A 15,095-nucleotide genomic window follows, 5' to 3' on the forward strand; every position below is an offset into this window, starting at 1 on the left:
GATGATGCCCTCCCCCGCCCCGAATCCCGTCACCGTCAGCGAGCCCGATCCGTCGCGGCGAAACAACCTGGCGCTGCTGACCTCCCTTGTCCATCACAACGGTGGTCTCAGCCGCGCCCAGCTGACCAAGCGGACTGGCCTGAACCGGTCCACGGTAGGGACGCTGATAGGGCAACTTGTGAACTTGGAAGTGGTCTACGAGACGGCGCCTTCCGGTGAAGCCCAGGTGGGCAGGCCCAGCCCGATCGTCCGTCCGCGGCCCTCCATCGCCGCCCTAGCGGTCAACCCCGAGATCGATGCCGTCACCATCGGCCTTGTCGGCCTTGGGGGGAAGGTCCAGAAGAAGATCCGATTCGACACCGAGCGGATCCCGACGGCCAAAGAGGCCGTGAACATCGCGGCCGCAGTGATCGCCGGAATGCGGTCCGAGCTGGACACTTCCTACCGGGTCATGGGCGTTGGCATCGCAGTGCCCGGCCTCGTCAACCGCGACGACGGCGTAGTCCGGCACGCCCCGCATCTGGGCTGGCGCGATGAACCCGTCGCCCGAATGCTCGGCGAGGCTACCGGCTACCCCTGCCACGCGGCCAACGACGCATCGCTGGGCGCGGAGGGCGAGCTCCTGTTCGGCGCCGGCGCGGGACAGAAGAACCTGATCTACCTCAACGGTGGAGCCAGCGGCATCGGCGGCGGGATCATCGCTGACGGGGCATTGCTTCGCGGAACATCCGGCTATGCCGGGGAACTTGGACACACGTTTGTCCGCTCGTCCGGCAAACCTTGCCACTGCGGGGCCACGGGCTGCCTTGAAACCGAAGTCTCCCAGTCACCGCTTTTCGAACTCGCCGGGCTGGGTGGCGGCGATGCAGGCCAACTCGAACAAGCGCTGCGGGCGAACAGCAGCGAAGCAGTGGGCGCCGAAGTGGCGCGCCAGCTCGAATATCTTGGCATCGCCTTGCGGAATGCCGTGAACACTTTCAACCCGGAAGCGATCGTCCTGGACGGCTTCCTCGGCGTCTTGCACGCCCTGTCTCCGGGGACGCTGGACAGCCTGCTCCGATCCCAGGCATTGGACGGACCCGCAGGCCAGGTGAAGATCTACCGGGCCGCCCTCGGCTCGGATCTCATGATGATCGGAGCCGCGGAACTGGCCTTCACGCAGTTCCTTGCGGACCCCGCCGGCGCTTTCCCTATCCCTACTCTTAGTCAGGCCGACCATGCTGAATCAGGCGCCCTCGCTCAATCAGGAACCCTCCCTTAATCGGGAACCGCGCCACCGTGCACCATCGCCGATGGGCGAACACTTTGAACTCACGGCCAGCATCGGCGGCCGCCACCAGCGCGTTGTGCTGACGGAAGTCGCCGCGAGCTTGCGGGAGCTCGACGTCGACGGCGTCGCCCTCATCCAGGACTACCCTGCCGACGCCCAACCGCCGTGGTGCGCGGGCTGGGTCCTGGTCCCGTGGCCGAACCGGGTGGCCGGAGGTAGGTGGAGCTACGACGGCGTCGCCCAGCAACTGGACATCACCGAACCGGCCAACGGGAATGCCTTGCACGGATTGCTGACTCACACTCCCTACGGTGTGAGCGCCCACACCGCCGACAGCATCACGCTCGACTCCGGTGTCTTGCCACAGCCGGGATACCCCTTCGAGCTGTCGACGTCGGTCCGCTATCAGCTCGTGGAGGACGGGCTATTTGTCACGCACCGCCTGGAAAATACCGGACCCCGGTCCGCGCCCGTCGCGCTCGGTGCGCATCCCTTCCTCAAACTGGGCAGCGTGCCGACGGAAGAACTCACGCTCTACATCAACGCCGATACCCACATCGAAGTTGACGAGCGACTGAACCCGAGTGGAATCACCACAGACGTTGACGGAACCGGGAACGATTTCCGCACCGGCCAACTGGTGGGCGCCGTGGACCTCGACGACGCTTGGGGCGATGTCCGGCGCGAGGACGACGGAAGCTCGCTGCACTACCTGGAGGCCCCCGATGGCAGCCAAGTGCAGCTGTTCATGGATGCCTCCTTCGGCTATGTCCAAGCCTTCACCACCAAGGAGTTCGCCAGCGCCGGCGGCATGGTGACCGCCGTCGCGGTTGAACCGATGACGGCGCCCGCCGATGCCTTCAACAGTGGGAAAGGCCTGCGCTGGCTGGAACCCGGCGAGGTCTGGGAAGCCAGTTGGGGCATCCGGCACCTGACGGGGTCGAGCAGCATCTGACGACGCGCAAACTGCTCGGTGACACAGGAGAGGCCTGACGACACCCGGATATACGCCGCGCCAGGCATTCAGTGTGTCGTCACCGAATATCCGTGTCGCCAGGCCGCCCGCGGCGGGCCTACTTCCCCGTCGGCCATCCCGTGTACGACTCAGCCAAGTATGCCCGGGCGTGCCGGGAAGAGACCACGGAGTGGAGCTCGCCGAGCTGGCGGGCCCGGCCGAAGTCGTCCGAGCCCGGAACGGTGTGCAGCATGGAGGTCATCCAGTAGGAGAAGTGCTGGGCCTTCCAGACGCGTTCCAAGGCACGGTCGCTGTAGGACTCGAGCAGGCCGCTGGAACCGTTCGAGTAGAAGGATTCGAGGCCTTCGAAGAGCATCTTGACATCGTGAAGGGCCAAATTGAGGCCCTTGGCACCCGTCGGCGGGACGGTGTGGGCGGCGTCGCCAGCCAGGAACAAGTTCCCGTGGCGCATGGGTGTGTGGACGAAGCTGCGGAACGGCAGGACCATCTTCTCGAGGACCGGCCCCTCCTTGAGCTCAAAGCCGTTTCCGTTGACGCGTTTGCGGAATTCGGACCAGATGCGCTCGTCGTCCCAGTCGGCCACGTTTTCCTTGGGGTCGCACTGGAAGTACATGCGCTGCACCTTCTCCGTGCGTTGGCTGATCAGGGCGAAGCCGTTCTCGGAATTGGCGTAGATCAGTTCATCTGAACTCCGCGGGGCCTGGGCGAGGATGCCGAACCAGGCGAAGGGGTATTCGTGGAAGTACCACTTGCGGTTGGCCTCGGGGCTTTGGAAGCGGCAGTGGCTGCGGGAACCGTCGGCGCCCACCAGGAAGTCCGCCTGGATCTCGAATTCCTGGCCTTCGGCGTCGGTGAACCAGACTTTCGGCTTGCCTTCGATGTCGTGGATGGTGGTGTCCGTGACGCTGTACCGGACGTCGCCGCCGTCGTCCTTGCGCCGTGCGGCGAGGTCGAGGAACACGTCCGTCTGCGGGTAGAGCCACACCGATTCCCCCACAAGCTCTTTGAAGTCGATCCGATGGCTTTCGCCGTTGAAGCGGAGTTCGATCCCGTCATGCCGGTCGCCGTCGCGCAGCACGCGGTCGGAAACGCCGCTTTCCACGAGCAGGTTCACGGAGCCGTGTTCCAGGATGCCCGCGCGGACAGTTTCGGCGATCTGTTGATGGCTGCGGACCTCGACGACGGTGGATTCGATCCCCGACTTCGCCAGCAGGTGGGAAAGCATGAGGCCGGCCGGGCCTGCGCCCATGATGGCCACTTGGGTGGTGATGATCTTACGTGCCATGGTGTGCCTCGCTTCATTGCGGAACCGCGCCTGAGCGGCTGCGGAGGGTCTGCTGACCAGTGTGACCCGCACCGCATGATCGGCGTTAGACGAATTCCGTTCAAAGGAAAACCTTAGGCGTTCCGCTGCTCCCCGAGCTGGCGAGCGATTCCGCGGGCCGCCGTCTGCAGGGCGGGCACCAACGCCTGCAGGCGCATTTCAGCGAGGGGGACCACGACGCCGAGCGCAGCTACCGTACGCCGCTTGCCGTCCGTGACCGGAACCGCGATGCCCCATGTATCCGGATCCACCACACCGGCGAGCTGCGCGTACCCTTGCTGGACAGTTTCGGCCAAAAGGCGACGGACGACGTCGGCCGTCACCTTTCCCGCGGGGTCGCTGAACTGTTTGAGGTACTCGGCCTGCAGTTCCCGTGGTTGGCTAGCCATCAACGCCAACCCGGCCGAGGAGATGTGAACCGGCATGCGGCCGGCAACGCGGGCGCGGTTGGCCACGGATCCGCGGCCTGACAGCCGCTCCACGAACAACGCCTCCCAGCCGTCGAGCACGGCTAGGTTCACGTTCTGGTTCAGGACCTGCTGGATGTCCTCCATGAACGGCAGCGCCGCTTGCCGGAGGGCCAGGGTGGGTGAATTCCGGTTGACGAGTTCCCACAACCGCAGGCCCAGGCGGACATTTCCGCCAACCCCGAGTTCGAGGAGTCCGTGTTCGGCGAGCTGCCGGACCAGGCGATGGGCGCTTGTGAGCGGCAAGCCGGCGGTCTCAGCGAGTTCGGAAAGCCGCAGGGAAGTAGAGCCTTCGGGAAAGGATTCGATAATCCGGACGATGCGGTCCACCACGGAATCACCGGATGACGAGTTGGCCACGGAGCGCTTCCCACCTTCCTACGGATTCCATTGAATGGGCCGCTCCAGCTTACACGGGCTCGGCCGGAGTGGCGGGCCCGCTTTCCGTAAGGGTCTTCTCAAGGGGATCCGCCTTGAGGTCCTGGGTTTTCCGCCGCGAGATTTCCATGCCAATCGCGTCGTAGTGCGCAAGCAGCTCCGGGCCGGCATAGGTGGTGGGCTGGTCCAGCAGCCCAAAGGCGAAATCGCTGGCGGCGAGAAGTTCGTCATCGGAGTACTTGTCCAGCGGCTGGAATCCGCCGGCATCGATCGAGGCTGCGAACTCGCCGGTGATCTCGACGAATTTCGACCCCGCCGCGGTCTCGACGGGAAGGGCGGCAGGCCGATCCATGAATTCCAGCGAAACTCCGGAGCCTGTGGCTAGTCCAACTTCCGTGCCGCCGCCGTCGATTGAGTTGAGGTCGTTACGGAGTCCCGCCAGGGCCTGCGATTCCACAAGCGCCGCGCGGGAAAACCCCACCCTGATGTGGGACGTGATGCCCATTCGCCGGATCCGGCGAACGATGTGAACGAGGGCGGGGCGGGAATCCTCGTTGAGGCTCCCGCGCACGTCTATCTCAACTGCATCCGTAGAGACATCGAATTTTACGAGAGCGTGCAATCTGCGGTCCATAGGTACTCCAAAAAGGGGTGTCTATGGCCGACGGCTCAACCTCAAAAAGCGTAGCCTCTGGAAGCCTCGTTGTACACCCGGCTGGTTGCCCCGCAGCCGGCCGCACTCACCCGGCCCGGCTGCGGCCCGGGTCCTGGACCGGCTCTTCGAAGTGGGTCAGGGTGCCCGCTGGGTCGACGGAATCCACCACGGACTTGGCGATATCGCGCAATTTCACGTTGCGGTTACTCGAGGCCTCCGTCAGGATCCGGACCGCGTCCTCCTGGCTGCAGCGGCTCTGTGCCATGACAACTCCCACGGCAATGTCGATAATCGTGCGGGACTCCATTGCCGCCCGGAGATTGTTGGCGCTGTCCTTATGAACAGCGAACCTGACGGCAAGTCGCAAGGCCTGAGATACCTCGCGGGTGTAGCCCCGGGCCCGATCCGCGGCCCTTTCGTTGAACTTGTATGGGGCATCGGAGTACAGATTGAGGGCCGCCTTGGCCTCGCCCTCAAGGTTGAAAGGCAAGGAGAGGACTGATCTCAGGCCGTACGATGCAACGGCAGTCGCGTAGTCGGGGCCCCAGCGGTTCTCCTCCAGGAGATCCGGAACGTAGACTTCCCGATCCTCCTTGGCGGCGGTCAGGCATGGTCCCTGGGCCAGGGAATACTGGATCTCGTCCACTTCGCGGGCCACATCACTGCTCCACCCAATCGTGAGTGCCTTCCGCTCGCGCAGCAGCGTGATCCCACAGAGCGCATCATCGCCGTCGCCCGCCATTTGGTGGGCAGAAAACCGGGCCAATTCGTTGAGGAACTCCTCAAAATCGGCGCTTTCCAGGATCAGGTTCTGGATTTGGTCATTGGTGGTCGGGGCGGAATCTTCAGGGAGCATGGCGCGTTCTCCAGGTGAACATGCTGACGGGGGCATGTGGAAATAATAAGTCCCTTCCGTACACCGTCCCACACGGCGGCCCAATAGGATACGCCTAGCGGAAACCGGGACGTGCCAGGCAGCGGGCAAGGCCTCCGAAACCTGCCCCAGCGCCGCGTCAGCGTCGCGCGCGCTCCGCCCGCAGCCGGGACCATGCCGCGGGTGCCAGTACCACCGCAACGCCGACGGCGGCACCGATCACCGTCTCGACGATGCGGTCACGCAGCAAGAGCCCAGGCGGGACGTTGGCAACCAGCAGAGTGGAAATGAGCGCCAGCGGCGTGACGAAGATCTGTGCCACAAGATATTGGCGCGCAATGAAGAGCTCAGCCCCGAACTGGCATGCGGCAATCACCAACACCATCTGCCATGGCGCCGGGCCCAGCCAGAGGATTCCGGCCAACACCAGCAAACCGAGCAGGGTCCCAACGATCCTCTGGATTCCCCGTTGCACCCGATGCCGGGTACTGCGCCCCACCAAGGGAACCACTGCCGCCACCATGGCCCAATAGCCGTGTCCGAACCCGAGCCATTGCCCAGCCAATGTAGCAAGCGTTCCGGCCAGCCCGGCGGCCACGAAGTAGCCCAGGCCTTCCAGCCAGGCAGCCCGGATTTCCTGCGGCAACAACCGATCCGCCGGCGGTCGCTTCCAGGGCGTCCGGTGGCTCGGGACCACCCGTGCCGACATTCCGATCAGCAACGCCAACACAACGGTCAAAACGGCGGCCAACATCCCTTCCCAGAGCGGCGGCTGCTGAGGCACGGAGGCGATCGCGGCGAAAGCGAAAATATGGAAGAGGGAACCGGCCGGGCGAAGCCGCCATAGCGCAGTCACCACGGAGCAAAGCGCAGCAACCAAGGTGGTGCCAAGCGTGAGGATCCACACGTACACGTCCGAGCCCTGTCCAACCCTGGCCGTCAGGGTGGCGAGCAGGATGATGCCCAGCAGCAGCGAACCGGCCCGGAGTTGGCTTCGAAAACGGTGGCTGTGGGGCTCGTTGCGGCCATAGATGTTGGCGAACGCAGCAAAGCTGGCGAAAACCACAAGGTCCAGCCGTCCGAACAACACGAGGGTGATCAGTGGCAGGAAGACGCCCACCGCGCAGCGGACAGCCGGGTGATGGTCCTTGTTGCCCGGACCGATCCTGAACATCTCTGCCAGGGCGTTCAATGGATTGCCTGCCTCCGCTTGCTTCTCTCGAGTGCTGTACTGCTCAACTAATACTGCCCGACGGCGGCACTGGCATCCGCTACGAGCTTACGTCGGGCGGTTCCAGGCAGTCCGATCAGCTTCCGTTGAATAGAAACCCGGGCGTCAGCATTCGAGAACGTTGATCCCCTTGGCGATGTCGGCGTCGTTGGAGAGGATGATGCCCCCGCGCGGACCGGCGAGGGTCTTGCGCGTCGTCGACGTCAGAGTCGGGGCAACATCCGATATCGGAAATTGCTATCGGCAGCGGGCTCACTTGTGCATGGCCTCATGAATCTGGAGCGCAAACCAAAGCTGGGCCAACGTGGACGTTTCGGTCATGTCGAGCCCCGTCAACTCGCTGATTTTCCGGATGCGGTAGATGATGGTTTGGCGATGGGCGAAGAGCGCCGCGGCAGTCTTTTGCCACGACCTCTGAGTGTCCAAGTAGGTCTTCAAAGTCACGATGAGATCGCCTTCCTGGCTCTGTTCATACGTGAAGATCGGGCCGAGCAGCCGCTGAACCAACGCCGTTCCCTCCTCGAAACTCGTAAGCCCCAGCCACGAGGGCCCCTCGGCGTAACGGGACAGGTTTACGGCATTGGCTTTCGCTGAACCGAGCGCCCACAGCGATTCCTGGAGTGCACGTTGGACGCCCCCGGCAGACGTAGGCGAGCTGATGCCAATCCGGACCCCGGGCCCCGCGCAGTGGATCAAAACGTCATCGGCCACCGCTGCTGATATCGCCACATGAAGTGTGTTGAAACGCCTCAGGCAAGCGGCCTGAAGGCCGTGACGCCACAGTTCGACGTGAATGTTCGCCAGCCGCTCGCCGTCGTCGGGCCTTATCGAAACCACCACCAAATTCCGCGCCGGGACATCAAAAGCAGCGAGCCTGATCTCCAGCTCCGCGATCCCGAGACGTCCATCGAACGCCTGCAGGAGGAATTCGCCTGCTAGACGGTGCCGGCCTTCCAGGGACAGGGCCGACCGTGAGAGTTCCAGCCCCAGCACCGTTGCCGCATGCAGAAGCACGACGGCGTCAGGGTGCGGATCGCTTTTCGGCAGCACCACCAGCACCGCATTCGCGTGGGTAGGGATGTCCATCATCAACACGTGCCGGTCCCGCAGCCGATGCCATTGGAACTTCTTCCCGGTCATGGGTATATGCCCTGTCAGGGGGGCCAATTCCGTTTGCAGGAAGTCCGGCAGCGGATCACCCTCCGGATGCCAGGGATGGAGGCAGCGCCGGTCCACGACGAACAGATCCGCATTGAGCTCAGCCGAGAGTCCTTGGAGAAGGCCGTGCCAGTGGTCCTCAATTGTTCCCGCCGTACGAAGCAAGTCATACACCCGGGCGGTCTGACGCAGGCGTCGCGATTCCTCCAGCAGGGAAGCTTCAGCCACCGTTCGCGCGATGGCGATGAAGGGCAATGGATACGGAATGCTAATCAGTGGCAGCGGCAACTGTTCACAGGCCGCCAGGAACTCCGGCAACAGCTCCGGGGCATGCATCTTTTCCCCGATGGCAAGGGCACTGGCACCTGCATCGACGAGCGCCTCGGCGAGCGCTACTTGGCCTTGGGGGTCGGCCGGGATGGACAGGCCATTGGTCATCATCAGTTCGCCGCCGGTGACCCATTCCCACAGCCTCGGCAGGTCAGAAGTGTGTGCCCAGGTGATCCGGTTGTCCCTACCTGCCGACCCGGCCAGAAAGGTGAGTCCAAGCTGAGGTTCCGCCACGAGCTCAGCCACTGTAATCGCCATGAAAATGCGCTCCCAGATCGTCGGTTTCTTGCCGTTTTCACGGTGCTTAGACATTTGTATAAGAGCCTCGGCCATTTGTAGTCAATCTACCGCTATACGCCGTGATGCACGTCACTAAGAATTGGATTACCTACTTCCCGCTCAAAGGCGAGCGTCCCTCCTCCCAACACCGAAAGCTGCCAGCCTCGCCGCCAGGCAGCACAGCTACCGAAGGATCCCGGCATGACAACGCATCAGCCCATCGGCCCCGTCGACGCAACAAAAGTTCCCCGGTATGCGGGCCTCGGCACTTTCGCCAGGCTTCCCCAAATCGACCGCGTTCCGGACTACGACATTGCGATCGTCGGCGTACCGTTCGACGGCGGAACGTCCTTCCGGCCCGGCGCCCGTTTCGGCCCTGCCGCGGTCCGCGAAGCCTCCCGCCTTCTGCGTCCCGGGTACCACCCGGAATTGGACGTTGAGCCCGTCAACGAAGTCCAGGTTGTGGACGCCGGCGACATCGCGTGCACCCCCTACGACATCACACGGGCCGTCCGTGAAATCGAAGAGCAGGCATTGCCCCTGATCGGTGAGGACAAGAAGCTCATCTCGATCGGTGGCGACCACACCATCGCCCTCCCGATGCTCAGGGCCCTGAACAAAGTCCACGGACCGGTCGCGTTGCTGCACTTCGACGCCCACCTGGATACATGGGACACCTACTTCGATCAGCCGGTCACCCACGGAACCATCTTCCGGCGGGCGTTCGAGGAAGGCCTCCTCGTGGAAGACAGGTCCATGCACGTCGGAATCCGCGGGCCGGTCTATGACCGCAACGATTTCCTCCGCGACCATGAATTCGGATTCCAGATCATCCGCTGCTCGGACCTGGACGTCATAGGCGTTCCGGCGGCCATCGCACAGGTCAAGGAGCGGCTCGGCGACACCCCGGTCTACGTCTCCATCGACATCGACGTCCTGGACCCCTCCTACGCGCCGGGCACCGGCACCCCGGAGATGGGCGGGCTCCACTCCCGCGAACTGCTGGCCCTGCTGCGCGGACTGGACGGCATCAACATCGTCGGCGCCGACGTCGTCGAGGTCGCTCCGGCTTACGACCACGCAGACATCACCTCGGTGGCCGCGGCCACCCTTGTCTTCGACCTCCTCGCGCTGATGGTGAACCGCGGCAAGGCCGAGACGAACGCTGTCCGTGAATTGCAAGCAGCATCCTGGACCGCATCATGAGCACCCGAAGCAATCCCGCCGCAGTCACCGAAGTGCCCCGGCTCGAAGACAAAACCATTCAACCCATCCCCCTGAATGAACGCCACGGAAAGGCGCGGGACCTCTTCACCATCTGGTTCGGTTCCAACATCATGATCATGACCATCGTGACCGGCGGACTCGCCACCACGGTGTTCGGGCTCAGCTTTGTGCCTGCCATCGTGGGAATCATCCTCGGAAACGTCATCGGTGGCATCTTCATGGCGCTGCACTCCGCCCAGGGACCGCAATTGGGCGTGGCACAGATGATCCAGACCCGCGGCCAATTCGGCTCCTTCGGGGCGCTATTGATCGTTGTCATCGTGGTGATCATGTACGTCGGATTCTTCGCCGCGAACCTGGTCTTTGGCGGCGAGGCAATGGCCGCAGTCAGCCCGGACATCAGTGTTGACGCAGGCATCATCATCATCGGCGTCGTGAGCGTTGTTGCCACGATTTTCGGCTACCGGCTCATTCACGCCTACGCACGTTTCCTCAGCATAGTGGCCGGTTTGGCATTGCTTCTGGCCTTCGTCTGGATCATGCTCGTCCACGGGCTGCCTGCCACTTTCCTCAACCAGGGAAACTTCAACTGGGTCGGCTTCATGGCCACCGTCTCCGTATCCGCCTTGTGGCAGCTGGCCTACGCTCCGTACGTCTCGGACTACTCCCGCTACATGCCGCAAGGCACCGGCTCGGGCCCGGCATTCTGGGCGTCCTACTCAGGCTGCGTCCTGGGAACGCTCTTCCCGATGATCCTGGGCGCCTTGGTGGGAACCTTGGCGGTCGCGATGGGCGCAGACGCCGGCAACGTCGAAATCGTCGGCAGCATGGGAGCGTTGCTCCAGCCATGGACCCTGGCAGTAGTAGGAGTCTTCTGCCTCGGCGTTGCAGCGTCGAACGCCATGAATCTCTACTGCGGCGTCCTGTGCAGCCTCACCATTGGTCAGACGTTCAAGCCGAACTGGTTGCCTCGCGCCAAGACCCGAAGCGTTGCGGCAATCATCCTCTTTACCTTCGCACTCCTGATCTCGCTGTTCGCACGGGACAATTTCATCCTCTTTTACACCAACTTCCTCTCCTTCCTGATGTACGTGCTGGTTCCATGGACGGCCATCAACCTGGTGGACTACTACCTTCTCCGGCACGGCGATTACAAGGTTGAAGACTTCTTCAAGCGCGACGGCGGAGTGTACGGACGGTTCAACTGGGTGGCCATCGGATCCTACGTGGCAGGTGCCCTGGTCCAGCTTCCCTTCTCGGCAACAGCGATCTACACCGGGCCCGTCGCAGCGGCAATGGGCGGCGTGGACCTCTCATGGATTGTCGGCCTCATTGTGGTTGCCCCGCTCTACTACGTCGCGGCACGCGTGTTCCGGAAGAAGGCCGAGGCCACACCGTTCCAGGCCCCCGTACTCGCAAGCGACTTGGTCTGACACACCGCGGGCCAACGGCCCGTACTCCCCATAAACTCCCGACGCCGCGACCGGCGCCAGAAAACAAAGGCAAAAATCATGACACTCATAGATACCGAACAGTTCATCGTCCGCCGCGCGAGCGAAGACAGCAGCTCCCCTGCGGCCCACGACGCCTCGGGCATCTTGCCATTGCCTCTGCCTCCCGGCGGGCACTTCATTGGAGGATCGTTTGTTCCGGGCACCTCTACCCACCTCATCGACGTCGTAGATCCCACCACTGAACAGGTCATCGCCTCCGTGCAGGCCGGCACAGCCGCGGACGTTGACGTTGCTGTTGAAGCCGCTGTGGCTGCCCAGAAATCCTGGGGCGCCACCACGCCGAAGGAGCGGTCCGAGGTCTTGAACCTGATCGCCAACATCGTTGAAGCCAACCGTGAGGCCTTCGAAATCATCGAGTCAGCCAACACCGGCAAACCGCGAACCGTTGCGGAGGACGATGTCTCCAGCACCATCGATACTTTCCGTTTCATGGCCGGAGCTTCCCGCACGCTGACGTCCATGGCTGGCGGGGACTATGCAACCGGACACACATCGGTGATCCTCAGGGAGCCCGTGGGGGTGGTTGGCGTCATCACCCCGTGGAACTACCCGCTGTTGATGGCCGCCTGGAAGATCGCGCCCATCCTGGCCGCCGGAAACAGCATCGTCCTCAAGCCGTCCGAGCAGACACCGCTCTCGACGCTAAAGCTCGCGGAGCTCCTGGCCGGACGCATTCCGGACGGAATCCTCAATGTCGTGACGGGACAGGGCCGGATCGTCGGACAGCGGATTTCCGAACACCCTGACGTTGCCCTCGTCGCGTTAACCGGGAGCGTTGTCAGCGGACAGGCCGTGGCGGAGGCCGCGGCCAAATCGGTCAAGCGCGTTCATCTGGAACTCGGCGGCAAGGCTCCGGTGGTTGTGTTTGCCGACGCCGACCTCCGTGCTGCCGCCACTGGCGTGCGAAACGCCGGGTACTGGAATGCCGGGCAGGACTGTGGCGCTGCATGCCGCGTACTTGTACACGAGTCGGTGGCTGCCGAGTTCACGGAACACTTGGTGCGCGAAGTCAGCACGCTGGTGGTCGGCGCTCCGGAGGCAGGGGACGACGTGGAAATCGGACCCATGATTTCCCGCCCACACTTCGAACGCGTCAGGGAATCGCTGGCCGAGGCAAAAGCTGCTGGCCTGCACATGGCCATCGGCGGTTCCGCGTTGGAAGGCCCGGGTTACTTCATCGAACCCACAGTCATCAGCAACGTCCCGGCCGGGGCGCATGTTGCCACCCACGAGATCTTTGGCCCCGTGGTCACGATCGAGACTTTCAGTTCCACCGAAGAGGCCATCACACGGGCGAATGAGAGCCCCTACGGACTATCTGCCTCGGTATGGACCCGTGATTCAAGCCTCTCGTTGAGCGTTCCAAAGCAACTCGACTTCGGTACGGTCTGGGTTAATTCACACTTGGTGTTGGCTTGCGAGGTACCGTGGGGCGGGTTCAAGGGATCCGGCTACGGCCGGGACCTCTCGCTTTACGCCCTGGACGATTACTCCCGCACCAAGCACCTCATGATCAACCACGGCGCATGAGCGTTTAGACAAGCAACGGAGCTTAGCAATGACCACCGCGAACCTTCCCCGCACATCATCCTCGGCACGCGCGGCCACCCCGCCGGCCCCTTTCGGAACAGACGTCACTTGGACCAATTGGGGCGGGAACCAGAGCGCCACTCCAGCCTTCACCGTCCGGCCGCGGACTGAACAAGAAGCGCTCGACGCCGTTCGTTTCGCGATCCGCGAAGGCTTGCCCGTGCGGGCGGTCGGCTCAGGGCATTCGTCCTCACCGCTGGTCCAGACGGGGGGCGTCCTGATGGACATGTCCGCACTATCGGGCATCACCGGAACCGACCCTGTCCGGCGTCGTGCCAGAGCCCTTGCCGGCACCACCATCAATGCCTTCGGCGATCCATTGTGGGAGCAAGGCCTCGCGCTGAGCAACCAGGGCGACATCGACAAACAGCAGATTGCGGGGGCGCTCTCAACCAGCACCCATGGTTCCGGGAAGGATCTGGGTAGCTTTTCCTCAAGCCTTCGTTGGGTGAAGTTGATCAATGGTTACGGCGAGATCGTCGAAATCGGCGAGGGGCAGCTCCGCGAACTCAGGGCAGCCCAGGTGGCTTTGGGTACCTTGGGGATCTTCCTTGAGGTGGAGTTGGCGGTTGAGGACCGCTACTACCTGCGAGAACAAATCACGTATCCCACGTGGGCGGAGACCAAGGCGACGTGGCCGTCCGACATCGACGAGAACCGCCACTACTCGTTCCTCTGGTGCCCGGAAGAAGGTTCGTGCGAGCTCCTGGACCTCCCGGGCGCGCCAGGCCTTAGTATGGCAAACCGCAGCTACACCAAGCGGTACAACATCGCGCAGATTCAGGACGAGCGCGAAATTTCGGGTACGGAAGGAGCCCGGCTCGACCGTTCGTACCGGATTTACCCGGGCGGATTCACCACGCCGTTCCATGAACTCGAGTACTTTGTGCCGAGCGAGGTTGGACTTGCCGCCGTCGAGGCCGTCCAGGACCTGATCCGAAGCAAGCACCCTGACCAGAAATACCCCGTGGAGGTTCGCTGGGTGAAGGCCGACGAGGGCTACATGTCCCAGTTCCAGGGACGTGACACCACCGTCATCACCCTGACTACCGAACCCGGGACCGACTACTGGCAGTTCTTCCGTGATGCCGATGCGGTACTGCAGGAATTCGAGCCACGTGCGCACTGGGGAAAGATCCATTTCATGACCAGGAGCCGTTTGGAACGCCTATACCCAGAGCTGGACACTTTTATCCAAGTACGGCGGGAGTTCGATCCGCGCGGAATATTCCTCAACGACCATACCCGCGCCCTTCTGGGCTGACCGAGCGAAGCGACGTCCGATACACCCTTTCGAAACTTTGGAGTGATAGTTTGATCTCTGCTTGAGCCAGACACTCGTACCCACCCGGAGGAAATTCCATGCTCAAAGGTTTCAAGGACTTCGTTCTTCGCGGCAACATCATCGAACTATCCATCGCCGTGGTCATCGGTACCGCGTTCACAGCCTTGGTCGCTGCGTTCACCACCAACATCGTGAACCCGGTCATCGCCGCTGCCGGCGGAGTCAACGCGCAGGGACTGGGCTTCTCCATCTGGCCCGACAACGCGAAGACCTTCGTCAACTTCGGCGCCGTCATCACCGCGTTCGTAACCTTCCTGATCACGGCCGCCGTGGTGTACTTCATCTTCGTTGCGCCCATGAACAAGATCAACGAACTGACCAAGCGCCGCGCCTCCATCGAAGAGCCTGAGGACGAACCGCTTCCGGCTGACACCGCCCTGCTTGTTGAAATCCGCGACCTCCTGACCGAGCTCGCCGCCGCCAACAAGAGCGACGAGAACGCCCGCTAAGTTTCGGGCATTACGGCCAGTTCGGCGC

At 63.0% G+C, this 15,095-nt stretch carries 13 protein-coding genes; 7 read left to right on the forward strand and 6 right to left on the reverse strand.

Going from position 1 to position 15,095, the window contains the following annotated elements; genetic code table 11:
• Position 1: 1 nt before the first annotated feature.
• Both QRN59_RS11490 and QRN59_RS11495 read left to right on the forward strand, forming a co-directional pair.
• Positions 2 to 1,261: an ROK family transcriptional regulator gene (locus tag QRN59_RS11490; protein ID WP_284982650.1), complete on the forward strand. Its 1,260-nt coding sequence runs from the start codon at positions 2 to 4 to the stop codon at positions 1,259 to 1,261.
• A 31-nt stretch (positions 1,262 to 1,292) separates the two neighbouring features.
• Positions 1,293 to 2,225 (forward strand): aldose 1-epimerase family protein, encoded by a 933-nt coding sequence (locus QRN59_RS11495; RefSeq protein ID WP_284982651.1) that lies wholly within the window; start codon positions 1,293 to 1,295, stop codon positions 2,223 to 2,225.
• A gap of 118 nt (positions 2,226 to 2,343) precedes the next feature.
• Here QRN59_RS11495 and QRN59_RS11500 read toward each other — a convergent pair whose 3' ends face one another.
• The 6 genes from QRN59_RS11500 to QRN59_RS11525 all read right to left on the reverse strand — a co-directional run bounded on the left by QRN59_RS11500 (position 2,344) and on the right by QRN59_RS11525 (position 8,921).
• Positions 2,344 to 3,531, reverse strand: a complete 1,188-nt coding sequence (locus tag QRN59_RS11500) for a 4-hydroxybenzoate 3-monooxygenase (RefSeq protein ID WP_284982652.1) — start codon at positions 3,529 to 3,531, stop codon at positions 2,344 to 2,346.
• 113 nt (positions 3,532 to 3,644) lie between these two features.
• Positions 3,645 to 4,397, reverse strand: a complete 753-nt coding sequence (locus QRN59_RS11505) for an IclR family transcriptional regulator (protein WP_284982653.1) — start codon at positions 4,395 to 4,397, stop codon at positions 3,645 to 3,647.
• Between the two features lie 49 nt (positions 4,398 to 4,446).
• Positions 4,447 to 5,049, reverse strand: coding sequence for a hypothetical protein (locus QRN59_RS11510; RefSeq protein WP_284982654.1), 603 nt, complete (start codon positions 5,047 to 5,049; stop codon positions 4,447 to 4,449).
• 106 nt (positions 5,050 to 5,155) lie between these two features.
• Entirely contained in the window at positions 5,156 to 5,926 is a 771-nt protein-coding gene (locus tag QRN59_RS11515) for a GAF and ANTAR domain-containing protein (protein WP_284982843.1), read from the reverse strand.
• A gap of 157 nt (positions 5,927 to 6,083) precedes the next feature.
• A complete protein-coding gene (locus QRN59_RS11520; RefSeq protein ID WP_284982655.1) occupies positions 6,084 to 7,136 on the reverse strand; it encodes an FUSC family protein in 1,053 nt (350 codons plus the stop codon).
• Between the two features lie 291 nt (positions 7,137 to 7,427).
• A complete protein-coding gene (locus tag QRN59_RS11525; RefSeq protein WP_284982844.1) occupies positions 7,428 to 8,921 on the reverse strand; it encodes a PucR family transcriptional regulator in 1,494 nt (497 codons plus the stop codon).
• A gap of 222 nt (positions 8,922 to 9,143) precedes the next feature.
• Here QRN59_RS11525 and speB point away from each other — a divergent pair, with 222 nt between their 5' ends.
• The 5 genes from speB to mscL all read left to right on the forward strand — a co-directional run bounded on the left by speB (position 9,144) and on the right by mscL (position 15,067).
• On the forward strand, positions 9,144 to 10,148 hold the full coding sequence (speB, locus tag QRN59_RS11530; protein WP_284982656.1) for an agmatinase: 1,005 nt from the start codon (positions 9,144 to 9,146) through the stop codon (positions 10,146 to 10,148).
• A complete protein-coding gene (locus QRN59_RS11535; RefSeq protein WP_284982657.1) occupies positions 10,145 to 11,602 on the forward strand; it encodes a purine-cytosine permease family protein in 1,458 nt (485 codons plus the stop codon). The genes speB and QRN59_RS11535 overlap by 4 nt, the downstream gene beginning before the upstream one ends.
• Positions 11,603 to 11,680: 78 nt before the next feature.
• On the forward strand, positions 11,681 to 13,213 hold the full coding sequence (locus tag QRN59_RS11540) for an aldehyde dehydrogenase family protein (protein ID WP_284982658.1): 1,533 nt from the start codon (positions 11,681 to 11,683) through the stop codon (positions 13,211 to 13,213).
• A gap of 28 nt (positions 13,214 to 13,241) precedes the next feature.
• Positions 13,242 to 14,537 carry a D-arabinono-1,4-lactone oxidase gene (locus tag QRN59_RS11545; protein ID WP_284982659.1) on the forward strand — a complete coding sequence of 432 codons (1,296 nt, stop codon included), beginning with the start codon at positions 13,242 to 13,244 and terminating at the stop codon, positions 14,535 to 14,537.
• 98 nt (positions 14,538 to 14,635) lie between these two features.
• A complete protein-coding gene (gene mscL, locus QRN59_RS11550) occupies positions 14,636 to 15,067 on the forward strand; it encodes a large conductance mechanosensitive channel protein MscL (protein ID WP_284982660.1) in 432 nt (143 codons plus the stop codon).
• Positions 15,068 to 15,095: the final 28 nt, after the last annotated feature.

Origin of the sequence: Arthrobacter sp. efr-133-TYG-118, assembly GCF_030209755.1 — a bacterium.
Taxonomy (GTDB): domain Bacteria; phylum Actinomycetota; class Actinomycetes; order Actinomycetales; family Micrococcaceae; genus Arthrobacter.

Excerpts from the sequence above, each read along its gene's own strand:
- QRN59_RS11490 (WP_284982650.1), top strand. The coding sequence starts at position 2 with ATGATGCCCTCCCCCGCCCCGAATCCCGTCACCGTCAGCGAGCCCGAT.
- speB (WP_284982656.1), top strand. The coding sequence starts at position 9,144 with ATGACAACGCATCAGCCCATCGGCCCCGTCGACGCAACAAAAGTTCCC.
- mscL (WP_284982660.1), top strand. The coding sequence starts at position 14,636 with ATGCTCAAAGGTTTCAAGGACTTCGTTCTTCGCGGCAACATCATCGAA.
- QRN59_RS11525 (WP_284982844.1), bottom strand. The coding sequence starts at position 8,921 with ATGGCGATTACAGTGGCTGAGCTCGTGGCGGAACCTCAGCTTGGACTC.
- QRN59_RS11500 (WP_284982652.1), bottom strand. The coding sequence starts at position 3,531 with ATGGCACGTAAGATCATCACCACCCAAGTGGCCATCATGGGCGCAGGC.
- QRN59_RS11540 (WP_284982658.1), top strand. The coding sequence starts at position 11,681 with ATGACACTCATAGATACCGAACAGTTCATCGTCCGCCGCGCGAGCGAA.
- QRN59_RS11510 (WP_284982654.1), bottom strand. The coding sequence starts at position 5,049 with ATGGACCGCAGATTGCACGCTCTCGTAAAATTCGATGTCTCTACGGAT.
- QRN59_RS11515 (WP_284982843.1), bottom strand. The coding sequence starts at position 5,926 with ATGCTCCCTGAAGATTCCGCCCCGACCACCAATGACCAAATCCAGAAC.
- QRN59_RS11535 (WP_284982657.1), top strand. The coding sequence starts at position 10,145 with ATGAGCACCCGAAGCAATCCCGCCGCAGTCACCGAAGTGCCCCGGCTC.
- QRN59_RS11495 (WP_284982651.1), top strand. The coding sequence starts at position 1,293 with ATGGGCGAACACTTTGAACTCACGGCCAGCATCGGCGGCCGCCACCAG.
- QRN59_RS11545 (WP_284982659.1), top strand. The coding sequence starts at position 13,242 with ATGACCACCGCGAACCTTCCCCGCACATCATCCTCGGCACGCGCGGCC.